At 40.5% G+C, this 17,129-nt stretch carries 12 protein-coding genes and 2 tRNA genes; 8 read left to right on the top strand and 6 right to left on the bottom strand.

What is annotated here, in order from left to right:
- Window positions 1–130: 130 nt before the first annotated feature.
- From BQ5338_RS00775 to feoB, 5 genes are all read right to left on the bottom strand, one after another.
- On the bottom strand, window positions 131–760 hold the full coding sequence (locus BQ5338_RS00775; protein ID WP_071144928.1) for a metallophosphatase domain-containing protein: 630 nt from the start codon (window positions 758–760) through the stop codon (window positions 131–133).
- A 54-nt stretch (window positions 761–814) separates the two neighbouring features.
- Window positions 815–1,306: a 3'-5' exonuclease gene (locus BQ5338_RS00770; RefSeq protein WP_071144927.1), complete on the bottom strand. Its 492-nt coding sequence runs from the start codon at window positions 1,304–1,306 to the stop codon at window positions 815–817.
- 355 nt (window positions 1,307–1,661) lie between these two features.
- Window positions 1,662–1,732 (bottom strand) — tRNA-Cys (locus BQ5338_RS00765).
- 49 nt (window positions 1,733–1,781) lie between these two features.
- Complete coding sequence (locus BQ5338_RS00760) at window positions 1,782–1,994, bottom strand: hypothetical protein (protein WP_071144926.1); 213 nt, start codon at window positions 1,992–1,994, stop codon at window positions 1,782–1,784.
- Window positions 1,991–4,657 (bottom strand): ferrous iron transport protein B, encoded by a 2,667-nt coding sequence (gene feoB / locus BQ5338_RS00755; RefSeq protein WP_078063342.1) that lies wholly within the window; start codon window positions 4,655–4,657, stop codon window positions 1,991–1,993. Before feoB ends, BQ5338_RS00760 begins: the two co-directional genes overlap by 4 nt.
- A 466-nt stretch (window positions 4,658–5,123) precedes the next feature.
- Between feoB and tilS the strand changes: the two genes are divergently transcribed.
- From tilS to tsaA, 8 genes are all read left to right on the top strand, one after another.
- On the top strand, window positions 5,124–6,401 hold the full coding sequence (gene tilS / locus BQ5338_RS00750; RefSeq protein WP_071144925.1) for a tRNA lysidine(34) synthetase TilS: 1,278 nt from the start codon (window positions 5,124–5,126) through the stop codon (window positions 6,399–6,401).
- Between the two features lie 327 nt (window positions 6,402–6,728).
- Window positions 6,729–8,912, top strand: coding sequence for a transcription termination factor Rho (gene rho, locus BQ5338_RS00745; protein ID WP_071144924.1), 2,184 nt, complete (start codon window positions 6,729–6,731; stop codon window positions 8,910–8,912).
- Window positions 8,913–9,021: 109 nt separating this feature from the next.
- Window positions 9,022–10,344, top strand: a complete 1,323-nt coding sequence (locus tag BQ5338_RS00740) for an MATE family efflux transporter (protein ID WP_071144923.1) — start codon at window positions 9,022–9,024, stop codon at window positions 10,342–10,344.
- 72 nt (window positions 10,345–10,416) lie between these two features.
- A complete protein-coding gene (ffh, locus tag BQ5338_RS00735; protein ID WP_071144922.1) occupies window positions 10,417–11,739 on the top strand; it encodes a signal recognition particle protein in 1,323 nt (440 codons plus the stop codon).
- Window positions 11,740–11,759: 20 nt separating this feature from the next.
- Complete coding sequence (gene folD, locus BQ5338_RS00730) at window positions 11,760–12,650, top strand: bifunctional methylenetetrahydrofolate dehydrogenase/methenyltetrahydrofolate cyclohydrolase FolD (protein WP_071144921.1); 891 nt, start codon at window positions 11,760–11,762, stop codon at window positions 12,648–12,650.
- A gap of 120 nt (window positions 12,651–12,770) precedes the next feature.
- Window positions 12,771–13,889, top strand: a complete 1,119-nt coding sequence (locus BQ5338_RS00725; RefSeq protein ID WP_071144920.1) for a CapA family protein — start codon at window positions 12,771–12,773, stop codon at window positions 13,887–13,889.
- Between the two features lie 75 nt (window positions 13,890–13,964).
- A tRNA-His gene (locus BQ5338_RS00720) sits at window positions 13,965–14,040 on the top strand.
- 190 nt (window positions 14,041–14,230) lie between these two features.
- Window positions 14,231–14,716, top strand: a complete 486-nt coding sequence (tsaA, locus tag BQ5338_RS00715) for a tRNA (N6-threonylcarbamoyladenosine(37)-N6)-methyltransferase TrmO (protein ID WP_071144919.1) — start codon at window positions 14,231–14,233, stop codon at window positions 14,714–14,716.
- Between the two features lie 28 nt (window positions 14,717–14,744).
- On the opposite strand, the gene BQ5338_RS00710 is transcribed toward tsaA, so the two are convergent.
- Window positions 14,745–17,057: a TonB-dependent receptor gene (locus BQ5338_RS00710; RefSeq protein WP_071144918.1), complete on the bottom strand. Its 2,313-nt coding sequence runs from the start codon at window positions 17,055–17,057 to the stop codon at window positions 14,745–14,747.
- Between the last annotated feature and the right edge of the window lie 72 nt (window positions 17,058–17,129).

Below are 17,129 nucleotides of genomic sequence, written 5' to 3'. Positions count from 1 at the left end.
CGGGTCATTACGACTCTTAAAATAAGAAAGCTCCGAAACAACTTGTTATAAGTTATTTCGGAGCTTTCTTTGAGATTCCTAGTAGGTTTTAAACCATGATAGTCAAATACTTCTGCGAAGAAAGGAAGACTTACAAATTAAAAACTATTGGCTGATTAGTTATTACATAGTTTTCATCCAGTATACTTCCATTAATAAAAGTAGTTTGAGCACTTTCATATACCCCATAAGCTTCATGAATATGACCAAATAGATGATATTGAAGCTTAATTGACTTTACTTTTTTGAGTAAATCTTCACAGCCTACATGTAAGCCTGACTGTGTTAGATCGAGAACACCAAAAGGTGGACCATGCGTAATAAGAATGTCGGTATTCTCAGGAATCTTATTCCAATACTTAGCAATTTCTTTACCTCTATCTCGATTAAAGGCCCAATTAAAGAATGTAGGACTAATAGGAGATCCCCAAAAGTTAAGCCCTTCTATTATCACCCCTGTATCACAAAGGTAATAAGTGTTTTGAGGTAGCATCTTCTGTATCCTATTTACTGTTTCATCTTCAAAATAAAAGTCATGGTTGCCAGCTATGAATATTTTATACTGGAAGTCTAGTTGCGAAAACCACCTGATAAAATCTTCTATTTCGTGATCTTCACCTCTTTTCGACACATCTCCGCCATGAATCAACATATCTGCTTCAGGTAGATTTCTTAATTTTCGATGTTGACCGTGAGTATCAGAAATAAATAGTATTTTCATTGCTAGATAATAGATTTAAATTTGCAAAATAGTTGGTTCTTCTTTTACCATAATCTACAATAAATGGGTTGCGATAACTGCGCACGCTTCGGCATCCGCTAATGCATGGTGATGATTGTCTAAATTATAACCAAAATACTCAGCCACAGTGTGTAGCTGGTGGTTTTCAAGATTAGGCAACTTTTGTCTGGATGCACGTAATGTGCAATAAAATTCAAAGTTAGGATAATCAATATTAAATGATTCATATATTGCTTTTAAGCAACCTGAATCAAAAGGACTGTTGTGCGCTACAAAAGGTAGATCTTTGGTTTTTGCCAATACATCATGCCATACATCGAAAAACATAGGAGCTTTTATTGTATCGTAATAAGTTATGCCATGAATATTAGTAGTCCAATAGTTGTAATAATTGGGCGTTGGCTTTATTAAACTATAGATACGATCTACAATCATGTTATTTTCTACTATAACAAGTCCAAGACTGCAAATGCTACTTCTTTTAGCATTTGCAGTCTCAAAGTCTATTGCAGCAAAATTATTCATATATAATATTCTATTAGCCTCAACTAAAGCTACAATGCTGGAGTAGCTTTCCTTTAGTAGATTAAATTTCAAACAAGATTTACTCTGTTACAGTTTTCGGCATCTCCGACTGCGTTTATCATGTCGATGGCTTGTCTATCTTCTTCCAACATCCTTACACCGTACAAATCTAATTAAAAAATGAGAAAGATGAAGTTATCTTCATTAAAAGATACAAACTATTTTGAATACAAGGGATACACATCGGTATACATTGCACAGAATTTATCGGAATAGTCAAAGTGTGTAAGTAATTGAGTATCAATAAATAACAAAAGCTCCGTCCATTTCTGAACGAAGCTTTTACTGTCTTTTGAGGTTCCTGGCGGATTCGAACCGCCGTACACGGTTTTGCAGACCGCTACCTAGCCACTCGGTCAAGGAACCATTTCTCGAATGCGGTTGCAAAGGTAGTACATTTTTCGAAACTACCAAACTATCCGCAGCAATTTTTCTTAGGTTTGGTGGCGTTTCCCTTGCCACTTTTCTTATTCTTTTCCGCCAAATCTTTTAAGTCACAGCCACTTGTGCAATTTGCACAGGGGTTGTCATTGCTCTGAGAACGACGAAAAAAAAGATAAATGCGACGAGAAATCTCTCCAAAACAAAGAACCACTAATATGATAACGACCCAATCTTGCCAATTCATAACAGTAAACTTCCTATTTGATAAACAGTAAATGATACCACCCATGCTAATGAAGTGGTATATAGAGCGGCAAATGCAGCCCATTTCCAACTTCCCGATTCTTGCTTAATAGCTACAAGTGTGGCTATGCAAGGGAAATAAAGAAGTACAAAGAGCATATAGCAGAATGCTACCAATGGGGTGATGGGAATGCGTTGAGCCAAACTAACATTATCTACATTGGCATCATTCGTATAGAGCACGCCAAGCGTACTAACAACCAGTTCTTTTGCTCCCATGCCGGAGAAAATTCCAATGCTCAATTTCCAATCGAATCCTAATGGAGCTAATGCGGGTTCTACTACTTTTCCTATCTGACCGATGTAGGAGTTTTCTTGCTGCTCGGCCACTGTATTATAGGCGTCATGATCAGGATAATAGCCTAAAAACCAGATAAAGATAGAGGCAATCATGATGACACCTCCCATCTTTTTAAGGTATTGAGCACCTTTCTCCCAAGTATGGCGAAAGATGGATTTCATGGTAGGCATGCGGTAGGGTGGCAATTCCATCACAAAGGGGGTATCGTTGCCTTTTACCAAAAACCTGCTGAACAGGCGGGCTAGGATGACTGCCAGAAAAATGCCCACGCCATAAATGGTGAAGAGTACCAACCCTGCATTATGAGGAAAGAAAGCACCAACAAGTAGCAGATAGATGGGTAAGCGGGCACTGCACGACATCAACGGATTGACCAGCATGGTGATCAACCTACTTTTATGATTCTCGATGGTGCGGGAGGCCATAATGGCGGGAACGTTGCAACCGAAACCCATAATAAGAGGTATGAACGATTTTCCGTGTAACCCCATCTTGTGCATTATCTTATCCATAATAAAGGCTGCTCGGGCCATGTAACCCGAATCTTCCATAAGAGAAATGAAAAAGTACAAGATAAGTATGTTAGGCAAGAAAACGATAACGCCGCCTACCCCACCAATAACGCCATCCACAAGCATATCTTTGAAAGGACCTGCGCCCATATTGTTTCGTATCAGATTGCCCAAAGACTCTACAAGCCATTCAATGCCTTGCATCGGATAATCTCCAAGAACGAATGTCCCTTCGAACATTAGATACATAAAAAGGAAGAAGAGAGGAAAGCCCCAGAAGCGATGCGTCACGATGGAATCAAGTGCTTTCGTCACTTGCTGTTGTTCTTGATGATTATCAATAAAGGTTTCTTTCAACGCTCCACTGATAAAGCCATATTTAGCATCGGTGATAGCTGCCTCGCAATCTTCGTTCATCACTTCGGATATACGTCGGGTTGCTTTATCGCGCTTGCGAATAATCTCTTCTCCATTGGGTAATGCCCGAACCAGTTCTTCTATTTCAGGATCGTTCTCCAATAATTTGATAGAAAGGAAACGAGTGGAATATTTATGGCGAATGGATTCATTCGTTGAGATTTCTTCTTTTACATAATCGATGGCTTTCTCCAAATCGGGTCCATGATTGATGTGTATATGTCTGAAAACACTTTGGGCCGGCTTTTGTTGACGAGCAAAATCTTCCAGATGTTCTTCGTGATGTTGCTCATCCACATGCGTCCGGTGCCAGTCTTGCAATTCTTTCGCAATTTCAGGATCGATGTACCCCTTTTTGTCCAGAAAATCAGCTCCCTCATATATATTAATAATGATATGAAACAGTCGATCAATACCTTTCTGCTTTTTGCACACAGTAGGCACCATTGGTACGCCAAACAGCTTGCTGAGTAAATGATGGTTGAGTGTATTTCCACTCGCTTCAAGTTCATCGTACATGTTGAGCGCAATAACCATACGCACATTCATATCGATCAGTTGAGTGGTGAGGTAAAGATTACGTTCCAAGTTGGATGAATCTACCACATTAATAATAACATCGGGCGTCTCATCTACGATATGGCGCCTCACATATAGTTCTTCGGGGGTATAAGCTGAAAGAGAGTAAGTCCCCGGCAGATCAACAATTTTAAAATGATATCCTTCAAAGTCAAAGTATCCTTCTTTAGCATCGACCGTTACTCCACTATAGTTACCCACATGTTCGTGAGCCCCGGAAGCAAGATTGAACAATGAAGTCTTTCCGCAATTAGGATTGCCTACCAGCGCCACATTGATGGTTCTTCGCTTACCAAGAGCGATCTTCTTCAGTTTCTCTTCTTTTCGGCAATAGCTTTTGTCTGAATCAGCATCTAAGCATTCTGAAGAATCATGAGCAATGAGTTCTCTCATCCTTCCCCCACGAAAACGTCCACGTCGGGAATTCATTTCTTCAGCATCTTCCTCACTGAGCAATGCAACAATTCTAGCCCGATGCTCCCACGTCTCTTTATTAGTAAATGTTTCTAATATCCGATGTCGATGTTGAAGATGCCTGTGCCTGGGATGATGGCAATATTCTTTCGCCTCTTCTTCACTAATGACCTGCACCATACCGGCTTCCTGCCTGCGAAGGGAAACTTCATAACCTAATATCTTGTATTTTATTGGATCGTTAAGCGGAGCATTGAGCATAACCTCCACTGTTTTTCCTTTGATAAAGCCCATCTCCACGATACGTCTGCGGAATCCACCGTGTCCCAGTACCTTTACGATAACTCCCTTTTCTCCTGTATTGAGTTCGGATAAACGCATATCTACTTCCTTTGAAACTTTTTGTTGCTACAAAGATAAATGATAACTTGACGCCAAACAAGCTATTTAGATTGTTTTTAAATAGAATGCAACTGTCAGAAGTTATTATACCTACTTATGGGGATGTCCAAATCATCTTTTCAAAAGAAAAGAATGGCTTCCTCTCGTTTTCATTCTCTCTGAAAGGTTAGTTCTCTGTGCTGATATTATGATATTATGCATCGCAACATCCCCATGTTGTTGTATGAAACATCCCCATGTACAAAACAAAAACATGGGGATGTTATAGTATAGAACATGGGGATGTTATGATTAACTAATTAGGAAGAATAATTAAGTATACTACCTACTTCAAAGGATAGAGATAGGCGCAGACAAATATCTTTTAATAAGCCCTAGAAAATGAAGAAACGGTTTTTCACCTGACAGACTACATGATTAGAGCTAAAAAAGTTATCTTTGCAACATGATGCAGCAGCAAGTAGCACAGTATATAAATAAAGAAAAACTTTTCTCGCAAGAAGAGAAAGTTTTGGTAGCGCTGAGTGGTGGAGCCGATTCTGTGGCACTTCTACGCATCCTACTATCACTTGGTTATACTTGCGAAGCGGCTCATTGCAACTTCAGACTTCGTGGCGAGGAATCCAATCGAGACGAAACATTTGTTCGGAATCTCTGCCAGTCACTAGCGGTGAAACTACATATCACTCACTTCAACACGCAAGCTTATGCAGTAGAAAAGCATATCTCTATAGAAATGGCTGCACGTGAGCTTCGATACAATTGGTTTAGTGAAGTGAGAGAACAAAGCAATTGCAGCGTGATCGCTGTTGCCCATCATCAAGACGACAGCGTGGAAACCATGCTACTAAATCTAATTAGGGGTACCGGAATCAACGGATTACTGGGTATTCGCCCTAAAAACGGCAACATCGTACGTCCATTGCTGTGTGTCAACCGCAGTGAGATCATTACTTATCTGAAGCAGATCGAACAGGCTTATGTAACAGACAGTACCAATCTGCAAGATGAATATACTCGCAACAAAATACGTTTGAACCTGATACCGTTGATGCAAGGCATTAATCCTTCGATAAAGGAAAGCCTCGCTCGAACAAGTAATTACCTAAACGAAGTTGCCAAGATTTACGCCAAAGGCATTGATGAAGGAAAAAAGAGAGTGTTAACTGAAGAAGGCATCTTAATAAATAGCCTACTGAATGAGGCATCTCCTCAGACTTTATTATATGAAATCCTAACTCCATTGGGGTTCAACTCAGCCCAAGTGGAGGATGTGTTTCAATCGCTAAGCGGACAAGCAGGCAAGCTTTTTATTAGTAATGAATGGCGGGTAATAAAGGATAGAGAACTATTATTGATTGAGTCAACAGCGAATCAAGATAAAGCAACTCCCCCTACCCTCACCTTTGAGGAAAAAGAATATACGCCCGACTTTGTCATACCTCACGAAAGAGGAATTGCATGCTTCGACGCTGATAAATTAAAACGACCTTTGAGCATAAGGAAATGGAGACAAGGCGATACTTTTGTACCTTTCGGCATGGAGGGAAAGAAACTAGTTAGTAACTACCTGACTGACAGAAAATTGTCTATCGCTGTAAAAGAGCAACAATGGGTGCTTTGCAGTGATGAAAAAATAGCATGGCTCATCGGAGAGCGAACGGATAATCGATTTAGAATAGACGATGCTACAAAGCGGATTATTATAGTCACCTTCAACTAATTAGAGCGATTATATTCTGTCATACACACCTCATTAAAATTAAGAAAATGGTCTAAAAAATGCTTTATTTCGTCAAAAAAGAGGTTTTACAAACAAAAAACGCAAATTTATTTATTTATATAAAATAATTTATTACCTTTGCCTCGTCCAAATCCTCAGTGAACCCCTCACAAAGGAAATAAAGACTTAAGATTCTGATTCAACAAGTAATTATCCCAAATTCACAATAACGCTTATGCCCGCATCGCTCTGGACTGATTGATAGTCGTAGCTATGCTATCTGCATGTCAGCGAAAAGAGAAACATTATAATAATTTACCTATACGTATGTATAACATCATTCAATTGAACGACAAAAATTTGTCGGAACTACAAACTATTGCCCAAGAATTGGGCATCAAAAAAACAGACTCACTTAAAAAAGAAGAATTAGTCTACAAGATCCTCGATGAACAAGCCATTGTGGGTGCTACCAAGAAAGTAGCCGCCGACAAAATAAAAGAGGATCGCAAAGACGACAATAAGAAACGCTCTCGCGTTAATGTAAAGAAAGAAGGAGCCGATAAAGTTTTCTCTGCGTCTAAGAATGGCGAAATAAGCCGAACAGAAAAAAACACTCCGGTGACTAAGCAACAACCTGCTGCTCCAAAGCCTGCTGCCATTGCAGCAAAAGATGAAACTACAGACAGACCCAAACCTGTTATTGCTCCCTCCGCAAAACCTACTGAAGATACCGCTAAAGCTAAAAGCGAACAAGCTGACCCGAAGCAACGCAAAGGTCGCCCAAAGAAAGCTAAAAGTGAAAATAAAGAGACGGTGAAAGCAGAAGCAGCTATTGAAGCTCCTGTAGCAGCAAAAGAGCCACAAGCACCGCAAGTACCAGTAAAAGTACAACAAGTAGCACCCGTGGTAAAGGCGCAGCAAGCGTCGCCACAAGCAACTGCTAAAGTACAACAAGAAGCACCACAAGTTGTAGCAAAGGTGCAACAAGCAGCATCGCAAGAAGAACAAGCGCCACAAGTGGAACAAGCACTAAGCAAGCCTATTAAGGTGGTAAGACCTGTTGTTCAACCGGAGAAAGAAGAAGAAAGTCCGATACTATCATCAGATGCTGACGACGACTTTGTTCCAATCGAAGAACTACCTTCTGAAAAGATGGAGTTACCTACTGAGCTACTTGGCAAATTTGAAGCAACCAAAGTTGAAGCTGCAGCAGCTCAAGAGCAACAAGCACAAGCCAAGCGTATCATCCGTCCGCGCGACAACAATAACAATCAGCAAAACAATAACCAACAACGTCCAGTTATTCAAAAGCCGACACAGACAGAAGCAACAACGGCTCCTGAACGTCCCGAACGCAAAGTTATTGAACGTGAAAAAGCTTACGAATTTGAAGATATTCTGATTGGCACAGGCGTCTTGGAGATTATGCAAGATGGATACGGATTCTTACGTTCATCAGATTATAATTACCTTTCATCTCCTGATGATATCTACGTTTCTCAATCACAAATCAAACTATTTGGATTAAAAACCGGTGATGTGGTTGAAGGAGCTATTCGTCCTCCGAAAGAAGGAGAAAAATATTTCCCTCTGGTTAAAGTCTCAAAGATCAATGGCCGTGACGCTACTTTTGTACGCGACCGCGTTCCATTCGAACACCTCACGCCTCTTTTCCCCGACGAGAAATTCAAACTCTGCCGAGGAGGATACTCAGATTCTATGTCTGCCCGTGTAGTCGATTTATTTTCCCCGATCGGTAAGGGACAACGTGGATTGATCGTAGCTCAACCCAAAACTGGTAAAACTATTTTGCTAAAAGAAATTGCAAACGCTATAGCTGCTAACCACCCGGAAGTATACATGATTATGTTGCTGATAGATGAGCGTCCTGAGGAAGTTACCGATATGGCTCGTAGCGTAAATGCCGAAGTTATTGCATCGACCTTTGACGAACCAGCAGAACGCCACGTAAAAATAGCAGGCATTGTGTTGGAAAAAGCAAAAAGAATGGTAGAATGTGGACACGATGTAGTGATCTTCCTCGACTCTATCACTCGCTTGGCTCGAGCATATAATACTGTTTCTCCTGCTTCAGGCAAAGTACTCTCGGGTGGTGTAGATGCAAATGCATTGCACAAACCTAAACGCTTCTTCGGAGCTGCCCGTAATATTGAAAACGGAGGTTCACTAACTATTTTGGCTACCGCACTTATCGATACCGGTTCTAAAATGGATGAGGTTATTTTCGAAGAATTCAAGGGAACAGGAAACATGGAGCTTCAGCTCGATCGTAACTTGTCTAACAAACGAATCTTCCCGGCTGTGAATATTGTTGCTTCGAGCACTCGTCGCGACGATCTGCTTCTAGACAAGCAAACACTTGACCGCATGTGGATTCTACGCAAATATCTATCGGATATGAACCCGATTGAAGCAATGGATTTCGTTAAAGACCGCTTAGAAAAAACGAAAGACAACGATGAATTTCTGATGAGCATGAACAGCTAACAGCAGAAATAACACAAAAGCAAATAAAGGAGCGGAGATGATAGATCATTTTCGCTCCTTTATTTTTTGAATAAAAACAGTATCTTTGAAACAGCAAACTTAAGTATTTATGTACACCAACAAACAGATCTGGAGCGTTAGTTTCCCGATCTTGCTAAGTCTTCTTGCACAAAATATAATCAACGTTACTGATACAGCCTTTCTGGGACGTGTCAGCGAGGTAGCTTTAGGAGCCTCTGCTATGGGAGGCTTATTTTATATCTGCATCTTCACCGTCGCTTTCGGTTTTAGTACTGGTTCTCAAATTATGATTGCCCGTCGCAACGGAGAAAAACAATATGCGGAAGTAGGGCCGGTCATGATTCAGGGCGTCATGTTCCTGATGGTTATGGCAGTACTTCTTTTTACTTTCACCCGGCTTTTCGGAGGAAACATCATGAGACTGTTGGTATCATCCGAAACGATATACGATGCCACAATGGAGTTTATTCATTGGAGAGTTTTCGGATTCTTTTTTGCATTTCTGAATGTGATGTTTCGTGCCTTTTATATCGGTACTACCCGTACAAAAGTGTTAACGATTAATGCGATAGTAATGGCGCTAACGAATGTGGTACTCGACTATATTCTCATATTCGGAAAATTCGGATTTCCCGAAATGGGAATAAAAGGTGCAGCGATTGCCTCTGTCATTGCAGAAGCATCTTCTATTATCTTTTTTTTCATCTATACCTATATTACAGTTGATTTCAAGAAATACGGTTTGAATCGCTTCCGCTCATTCAAGCCCAAATTACTGATGCGAATTCTGAACATTTCGTGCTTCACGATGCTCCAGTACTTTTTATCTATGGCTACATGGTTTGCTTTTTTTGCTGCCGTAGAACGATTAGGACAGCGTGAACTCGCCATAGCCAACATTGTGCGAAGCATTTATATTGTCATGATGATTTCGGTTAGTTCATTATCGACAGCAGCCAATAGCCTTGTAAGTAACGCCATTGGTTCAAACGACATCCAACACGTTATACCACTAATAAAGAAGATCGCCCGTCTCTCTTTTTTCATCATGCTGGCACTCGTCGTTATTATCTCGATTTTTCCAAAAACAATACTTTCAATCTATACAAATGAGGCAGCTTTGATCGCCGAATCGGTAACGGCTGTTTATGTTGTCGGGATCGCCATGCTCATCGCTTCTGTAGCAAATATCCTATTCAGCGGAATATCCGGTACGGGCAACACCCGCTCTGCACTTATGATCGAAACGATGACCCTTTGCTTCTACATGATGTATGTTTTTATTGTCGGTGTATGGCTACGCGCTCCGGTAGATATTTGCTTTACTACAGAGATTCTATATTATTCCCTGCTGCTTGTGGCAAGCTATATCTACTTTAAAAAGGCAAAATGGCAGAATAAAAGGATATAAATAAATGGAATTTTCGTACATTTGCATCCTTAAGAAACGAAGAATAGATAATTTGTAATTTGTGATTAATATATGTTCGATAATTTAAGCGAAAGACTCGAGAGGTCGTTTAAGATTCTGAAAGGTGAAGGCAAAATCACTGAGATCAATGTTGCCGAGACATTGAAAGATGTGCGCAAAGCGCTGCTTGATGCCGATGTTAACTATAAAGTTGCCAAAACGTTCACCGATACGGTTAAGGAAAAAGCATTAGGGCAAAACGTGCTTACTGCCGTAAAGCCCAGTCAGTTGATGGTGAAAATCGTGCACGACGAGCTTGCTCAATTAATGGGAGGAGAAACAGTCGAGATAGACACGAAAGGACAGCCAGCCGTAATCTTGATGGCGGGATTGCAAGGTTCGGGTAAAACTACATTCTCGGGCAAGTTGGCGCGAATGCTCAAAAGCAAAAAGGGAAAGAATCCTTTGCTTGTTGCTTGTGATGTATATCGTCCTGCAGCCATCGAACAGTTACGTGTTCTTGCCGAACAAATAGGTGTGCCTATTTATTCGGAAATAGATAGCAAAGATCCTGTATCAATTGCTCAAAATGCAATAAAAGAGGCAAAAGCAAAAGGTTATGATTTGGTTATTGTCGATACAGCTGGTCGCTTGGCTGTAGACGAACAGATGATGAACGAGATTACAGCCATCAAAGCTGCGATCAATCCAAACGAAATTCTGTTTGTTGTCGACTCAATGACGGGACAAGATGCTGTAAACACAGCTAAAGAATTCAACGATCGTCTGGATTTTGATGGAGTTGTACTAACCAAGCTTGATGGTGATACCCGTGGTGGTGCTGCGCTATCTATACGCTCGATAGTTAACAAGCCTATCAAATTTGTAGGAACCGGGGAAAAACTGGATGCAGTTGATCAATTTCACCCCGCTCGTATGGCCGACCGTATTCTTGGTATGGGTGATATCGTTTCACTTGTAGAACGTGCTCAAGAACAATTTGACGAAGAAGAAGCTAAAAGGATAGAGAAGAAAATTGCTAAAAACCAATTTGACTTTAACGACTTCCTGAGCCAAATTGCACAAATAAAGAAGATGGGTAATCTGAAAGATTTAGCATCAATGATTCCGGGCGTAGGTAAAGCGATTAAAGATATTGATATTGATGACAATGCTTTCAAAAGTATAGAGGCCATTATTCATTCTATGACGCCGAAAGAACGCTCAAACCCTGCTCTGCTCAATGGCTCACGCCGCACGCGAGTAGCGAAAGGAAGTGGCACTACGATTCAAGAGGTAAACCGTCTGCTGAAGCAATTTGAGGAAACACGCAAAATGATGAAGATGGTGACCGGTAGCAAAATGGGCAAAGTAATGCCGAAAATGAAACGGTAACGAATAGAATAACTCAAGATATGGCAGATTATAAATTAATTGATGGGAAAGCAATCTCCGAGCAAGTAAAGCTAGAGATAGCTGCCGAAGTAGCCGAAATTGTGGCCAAAGGAGGAAAACAGCCTCATCTGGCAGCAATACTTATCGGACATGACGGTGGAAGCGAAACTTATGTAGCAGCAAAAGTAAAAGCTTGCGAAGCATGTGGGTTTAAATCTTCGCTCTTCCGCTATGAGAGTGATCTTACTGAAGAAGAATTGCTGGCGAAAGTGTGCGAGTTGAACGCCGACGACGATGTGGATGGCTTCATTGTTCAACTACCACTTCCTAAGCATATCTCTGAACAAAAAGTAATTGAAACAATCGATTACCGCAAAGATGTAGATGGATTTCATCCCATCAATGTGGGAAGAATGTCGATTGGTTTGCCTTGCTATGTTTCAGCAACACCCAACGGGATACTGGAATTATTAAAACGTTATGAGATAAAAACATCCGGCAAAAAATGTGTGGTACTGGGCCGCAGCAATATTGTAGGCAAGCCTATGGCCGCCTTAATGATGCAAAAAGCCTATCCGGGTGATGCCACTGTAACCGTTTGCCACAGCCGTTCAAACGATTTAATAAAAGAATGTAAGGAAGCCGATATCATTATTGCCGCTTTAGGACAACCCAATTTCCTTACTGCCGATATGGTGAAAGAAGGTGCTGTGGTAATTGACGTGGGGACAACTCGGGTACCATCAGATAAAACTAAATCTGGCTTCAAACTAACGGGTGACGTGAAGTTTGACGAAGTAGCACCCAAATGTTCATTCATCACTCCTGTACCGGGTGGCGTGGGACCAATGACCATTGTCTCGCTAATGAAGAATACCTTGCTTGCCGGAAAAAAGGCAATCTATAAATAAAACACAAAATGAGCGATATGTTATCTCGGTGCTAATGGTGCCCGAATAAAGTATCGCTCATATTTTCTAACTCTCTTGGCTATACTTGCTTTAAAACTATCACCAATACCCAACACTATAATGAGAGTTTTCTCCTTCCCTCTTCTTATTCTGCTGCTTTCATTCTCCTGTAGTTCGGCGTCTCAGGAAAAAGCAAGTATTTCCACAGAGTCCGATAGTATCGTTCCCCAAAAAATAACACTACTGTTTGCCGGCGACCTGATGCAGCATCAAGGCCAGATAGATGCTGCCCGCACTGCTTCCGGATACGATTATACTACGTGCTTCAAATTCGTAAAAGAAGAAATTAGTAAAGCAGATGTGGCGATAGGCAATCTGGAAGTTACACTGGGTGGTAAACCATACAAAGGTTATCCACAATTTAGTGCACCCGACGAATACCTGTCAGCCATTAAAAATGCAGGATTTGACATTCTGCTTACTGCCAACAATCATTGTCTCGACCGCAGAAAAGTTGGATTAGAGCGTACGATCTCTATGCTCAATTCTTTGCATATTCCTCATGCCGGAACTTATATAAATCAGGAAACCAGAGAATTACGCTATCCCTTACTAATAGAAGTAAAAGGGTTCCGCATCGTTATACTAAACTATACATACGGAACAAATGGCATCACTGTAAGCTCACCCAACGTAGTGAACTACATCGATAAAAACATCATGAGCAATGATATAAAAGCAGCTCAGGCACTCAACCCCGATGCCATCATCGCATGTATGCATTGGGGGGAAGAATATAAGCGACTTCCCAACAAAGAACAAATCTCTTTGACCAACTGGTTGCTATCGCAAGGTGTGACCCACATCATCGGCTCTCATCCTCACGTGGTGCAACCGATGGAATTGCGAACAGACAGCGTGAGCGGTAATAAACATGCCATAGTCTATTCTCTGGGAAACTTTATTTCACACATGTCTGCCCCCAACACTGATGGCGGCTTACTTTTCAAACTAGAATTGACCAAAGATAGTACTACTTATGTGAGCCATTGCGGTTATAGTTTGGTGTGGGTTGCCCGCCCTGCTTTGACAGGAAAGAAAAATCACATGCTTGTGCCTGTAAACATTTCAAACGATTCACTTCCCCCTGCAGCACGTAATCGCCTGAAAATCTTCAAGGAAGCATCTCGAGCCCTCTTCAAAAAGTATAACCATGAGATAAATGAGTATACTTTTTAGTTAAAAAACAAAAGATTATACTTGCAGAATCAAAGATATTATCTATCTTTGCACCGCATTAGAGAAATGCAATATGGTGGACGTAGCTCAGCTGGTTAGAGTGTTGGATTGTGGTTCCGAAGGTCGCGGGTTCGAGCCCCGTCTTCCACCCCCCATATTGAAAAAGCTTCAGATAAAATCTGAGGCTTTTTTTATTTACCCTACATTTTTGTATATTCCTCCTGCCCGCATCTACATAATTGAAGAAAACAGCCTACCATAAGTTCATAATTATCTGATTATCAACCACATAAAAGCGTGGTCTGGTTTTTGCTTTCTAGATTTCTAAAAATAGAAGAAACATGGAACCAATAATATTAGAACCTATCGGAGTAATACACTCTCCACATATCAATATAGAAGGAATGCCTGTGCAACCTACAGGCGCTATCGGCTTTGAAGGGACAGTAGTGGTTGATGAGAAATATGTAGAAGGACTTAAAGATCTGGAAGGCTTTTCGCACATCATCTTAATCTATCAGTTTCACAAAGTACAAGGGTATGTGCTCCAACTCGTTCCATTTATGGACACAAAACCCCACGGAGTATTTGCGACCCGGGCACCCAAACGTCCCAACAAAATAGGCTTTTCCATTGTTCCGCTAAAAAAAATAGAGAAGAACATTCTCTATTTTGAGCAAGCTGATATGCTAGATGGCACCCCAGTGATAGATATTAAACCTTTCTATCCCAAATACGATAATAAAACTGATGTAAAAATTGGCTGGTTAGCTGATGTTGATCCTGTAGATATTACACAACTACGTTCCGACGACCGCTTTATCTAAGTCGTTGGAACGTACGTATTACTAACCCCTATTTACCACCGTTCAAAACCCCCGAATCTTTATCTTCGTTATTCAATCTCTTCTCTACAGATTGCAATTTACGACCAAAATTAAAGTTATAAGAAACTTTGAATACTACCGTGTTTGAGAGTCCTCCAATATAGATCCGTTTTTGAGAAGAAGCCAAAGCATTAAGATTATTGCTTCCACCTTTCCAAACCCTTGTAAATGGATTTAGAGTATTAGCACCCAAGCTCAGGTTTTTATGTTTATACATTATTCCCACAGCATGAAAGTTCTCATTGTAGCTTAAGGTCTCTCCATCAAAATCATTGCTACCTTTTTTAATATCAAAGAAAAGGGACCATTGCTTATACGTGGCATTCAGGCTACCGCGATAATACCAATCGGTGTAGGTGTGGTGATAATCAAGACCTTTACTTTCGAAGTAATTTATTCCAGTCACAAACTTCAGTGTCAGATAGTCTTTAAATGGACGAACAGATAATTCGGCCTCCGTGGTTAGTTTCTGCCAACTCTTCTGATTCTCCATGGTGCGAACAAACAGATCGTTCTCAATCAACGTTCTTTCCATGATCGGTTTACTATAATACTTATGGCCAATATACATACTACCGCTAAAAATGCCTTTCTTAATATCGTAATTCAGAGAGTGAGTATATCTCATTTCTGGTTTAAGAGCTTTATTCCCTCTTCTTACTTGCAGCGAATCAATCATTTGCTCTACATCCCCTAAGTCGGATAAAGACGGGGCAGAACTATACATATCAGCGTGATAGCGAAGAGAAGAGCTCTCTGTGATTTTATATTTCAAACTAATCGTTGGACGAAAAGTATAGTTTTGATATCCTTCCTCTTCCTCTTTGAGCCACGAACGACTTCCGCCCATTCCTACTGAATAACTAAACTTCTTCACTTTACCCTGAAACTCAGCATATAAGTAAGTCTCTGCCTGCTTCATACTCGTTTCTGCAATGCTAGTACCGGTGTAAGTATTATCAGTGAAACTTTGAGTGTGTTTCAATCCCACACTCAAACGTCCGGCCGTAAATCCTTTCTCATAAATACCTTCACCAATCAAGGAGTATTTACTGCCATCCACATTATTTAATAACTCAGTGAGATTTTCCTCTCCACGAACCTCTTTATATAACCTCTTGGTTTCGGTATCAATATACGTTCCAACCACATTAAACATCAGGAACTGTTGGTTTTTCAGATTGCTTTGGAAATAAAGATCTACAGAAGGAATATGCATTTTTGAAGATGAATAATCACTCATATCAAGGCGCTGTTGTGGATTATCCAACGAGTAAAGCAAGCTACTATAATTCGTTTTCGGCACATCATTGATAGTTGTTCGCACAGTGGCATTGAAAAACCATTTATCCGGTTCCTGATAACTATAATTCAGGTGCATGTAATGCCAGTTCATCCACCATTTGTCAGGTTTTCCTTCTTCAGCACGCGTCAAAATCCTCCCGTCCGAAAAACTATAAGTCTCTGAATTATTCCTCCACATCTCACTAACCTTTCTATAGCTACCATTATAGAAAATTCCAAATTCCGATTTATTATAATTTACTTTGGCATTAAAACTATTATCCCCAAACGGCATTTGCAAAGAATTACTTAAGTTCATAGAGATAAACCCACCCGTAGTTCGCCTTCGAGTAATATAGTCTATAACCGCTTCCGCATTTTCATAGCGAGCTCCCGGCTCTTCATGATGCTCTATGCGAATAATATCTTCAGGACGAATAGACTTTATCTCCTGGACACTTGATCTTATACCGTTAATTCTTAGCTGTACTTCTCCACCACCGGCAGCAGAGACCGTATTCTTCAAGAGATCGATATTTATGCGGCTTAAGTTCAATCGCTGCAAAAGGTCAAAGCCGTTTGTAGATGACCTCATTTGAGAAGCATTTGGAAGTATTACTTTACGATCGACCTTATTTATAACGTTGGCAGCCGTAACAACGACTTCACCCAAAGCCACTGCCGCAGTATCCATCTCTATACTCCCAAGATCCACACTCTTTGTGAAGTCATTGATATTAAGCGTTTTTGTTTGATACCCTAAACAGGAGATTTGTAAATGGTAACCTCCCTTCTGAAGATTATTCATACTAAATTTACCTCTCGCGTCTGTTGTGCCACCAGTCACAAAAACAGAATCACTTTTACTAAGAATCACATTCGCAAATTCCACCGGTCTCTTGCCCGATGACATCACTAATCCTTTTAATTGCAACGATTGAGCAAACAATGTTTGGCAAACTATTAATGCAATCACTATGCTAAATACCTTTTTCATGTAATAAGACTATTCTTATTAATACTACGTTTTATTCCTATTTGTGCGCGCTACATTTATTTAGACGAGATA

It is taken from the genome of Bacteroides ihuae (assembly GCF_900104585.1).
Taxonomy (GTDB): domain Bacteria; phylum Bacteroidota; class Bacteroidia; order Bacteroidales; family Bacteroidaceae; genus Bacteroides; species Bacteroides ihuae.
The sequence above is the reverse complement of the archived record's forward strand: the minus strand, read 5'-3'. Positions and strand labels throughout refer to the sequence as shown.

Excerpts from the sequence above, each read along its gene's own strand:
- tilS (WP_071144925.1), top strand. The coding sequence starts at position 5,124 with ATGATGCAGCAGCAAGTAGCACAGTATATAAATAAAGAAAAACTTTTC.
- BQ5338_RS00770 (WP_071144927.1), bottom strand. The coding sequence starts at position 1,306 with ATGAATAATTTTGCTGCAATAGACTTTGAGACTGCAAATGCTAAAAGA.
- BQ5338_RS00775 (WP_071144928.1), bottom strand. The coding sequence starts at position 760 with ATGAAAATACTATTTATTTCTGATACTCACGGTCAACATCGAAAATTA.
- folD (WP_071144921.1), top strand. The coding sequence starts at position 11,760 with ATGGCAGATTATAAATTAATTGATGGGAAAGCAATCTCCGAGCAAGTA.
- tsaA (WP_071144919.1), top strand. The coding sequence starts at position 14,231 with ATGGAACCAATAATATTAGAACCTATCGGAGTAATACACTCTCCACAT.
- feoB (WP_078063342.1), bottom strand. The coding sequence starts at position 4,657 with ATGCGTTTATCCGAACTCAATACAGGAGAAAAGGGAGTTATCGTAAAG.
- rho (WP_071144924.1), top strand. The coding sequence starts at position 6,729 with ATGTATAACATCATTCAATTGAACGACAAAAATTTGTCGGAACTACAA.
- BQ5338_RS00760 (WP_071144926.1), bottom strand. The coding sequence starts at position 1,994 with ATGAATTGGCAAGATTGGGTCGTTATCATATTAGTGGTTCTTTGTTTT.
- BQ5338_RS00710 (WP_071144918.1), bottom strand. The coding sequence starts at position 17,057 with ATGAAAAAGGTATTTAGCATAGTGATTGCATTAATAGTTTGCCAAACA.
- ffh (WP_071144922.1), top strand. The coding sequence starts at position 10,417 with ATGTTCGATAATTTAAGCGAAAGACTCGAGAGGTCGTTTAAGATTCTG.
- BQ5338_RS00740 (WP_071144923.1), top strand. The coding sequence starts at position 9,022 with ATGTACACCAACAAACAGATCTGGAGCGTTAGTTTCCCGATCTTGCTA.
- BQ5338_RS00725 (WP_071144920.1), top strand. The coding sequence starts at position 12,771 with ATGAGAGTTTTCTCCTTCCCTCTTCTTATTCTGCTGCTTTCATTCTCC.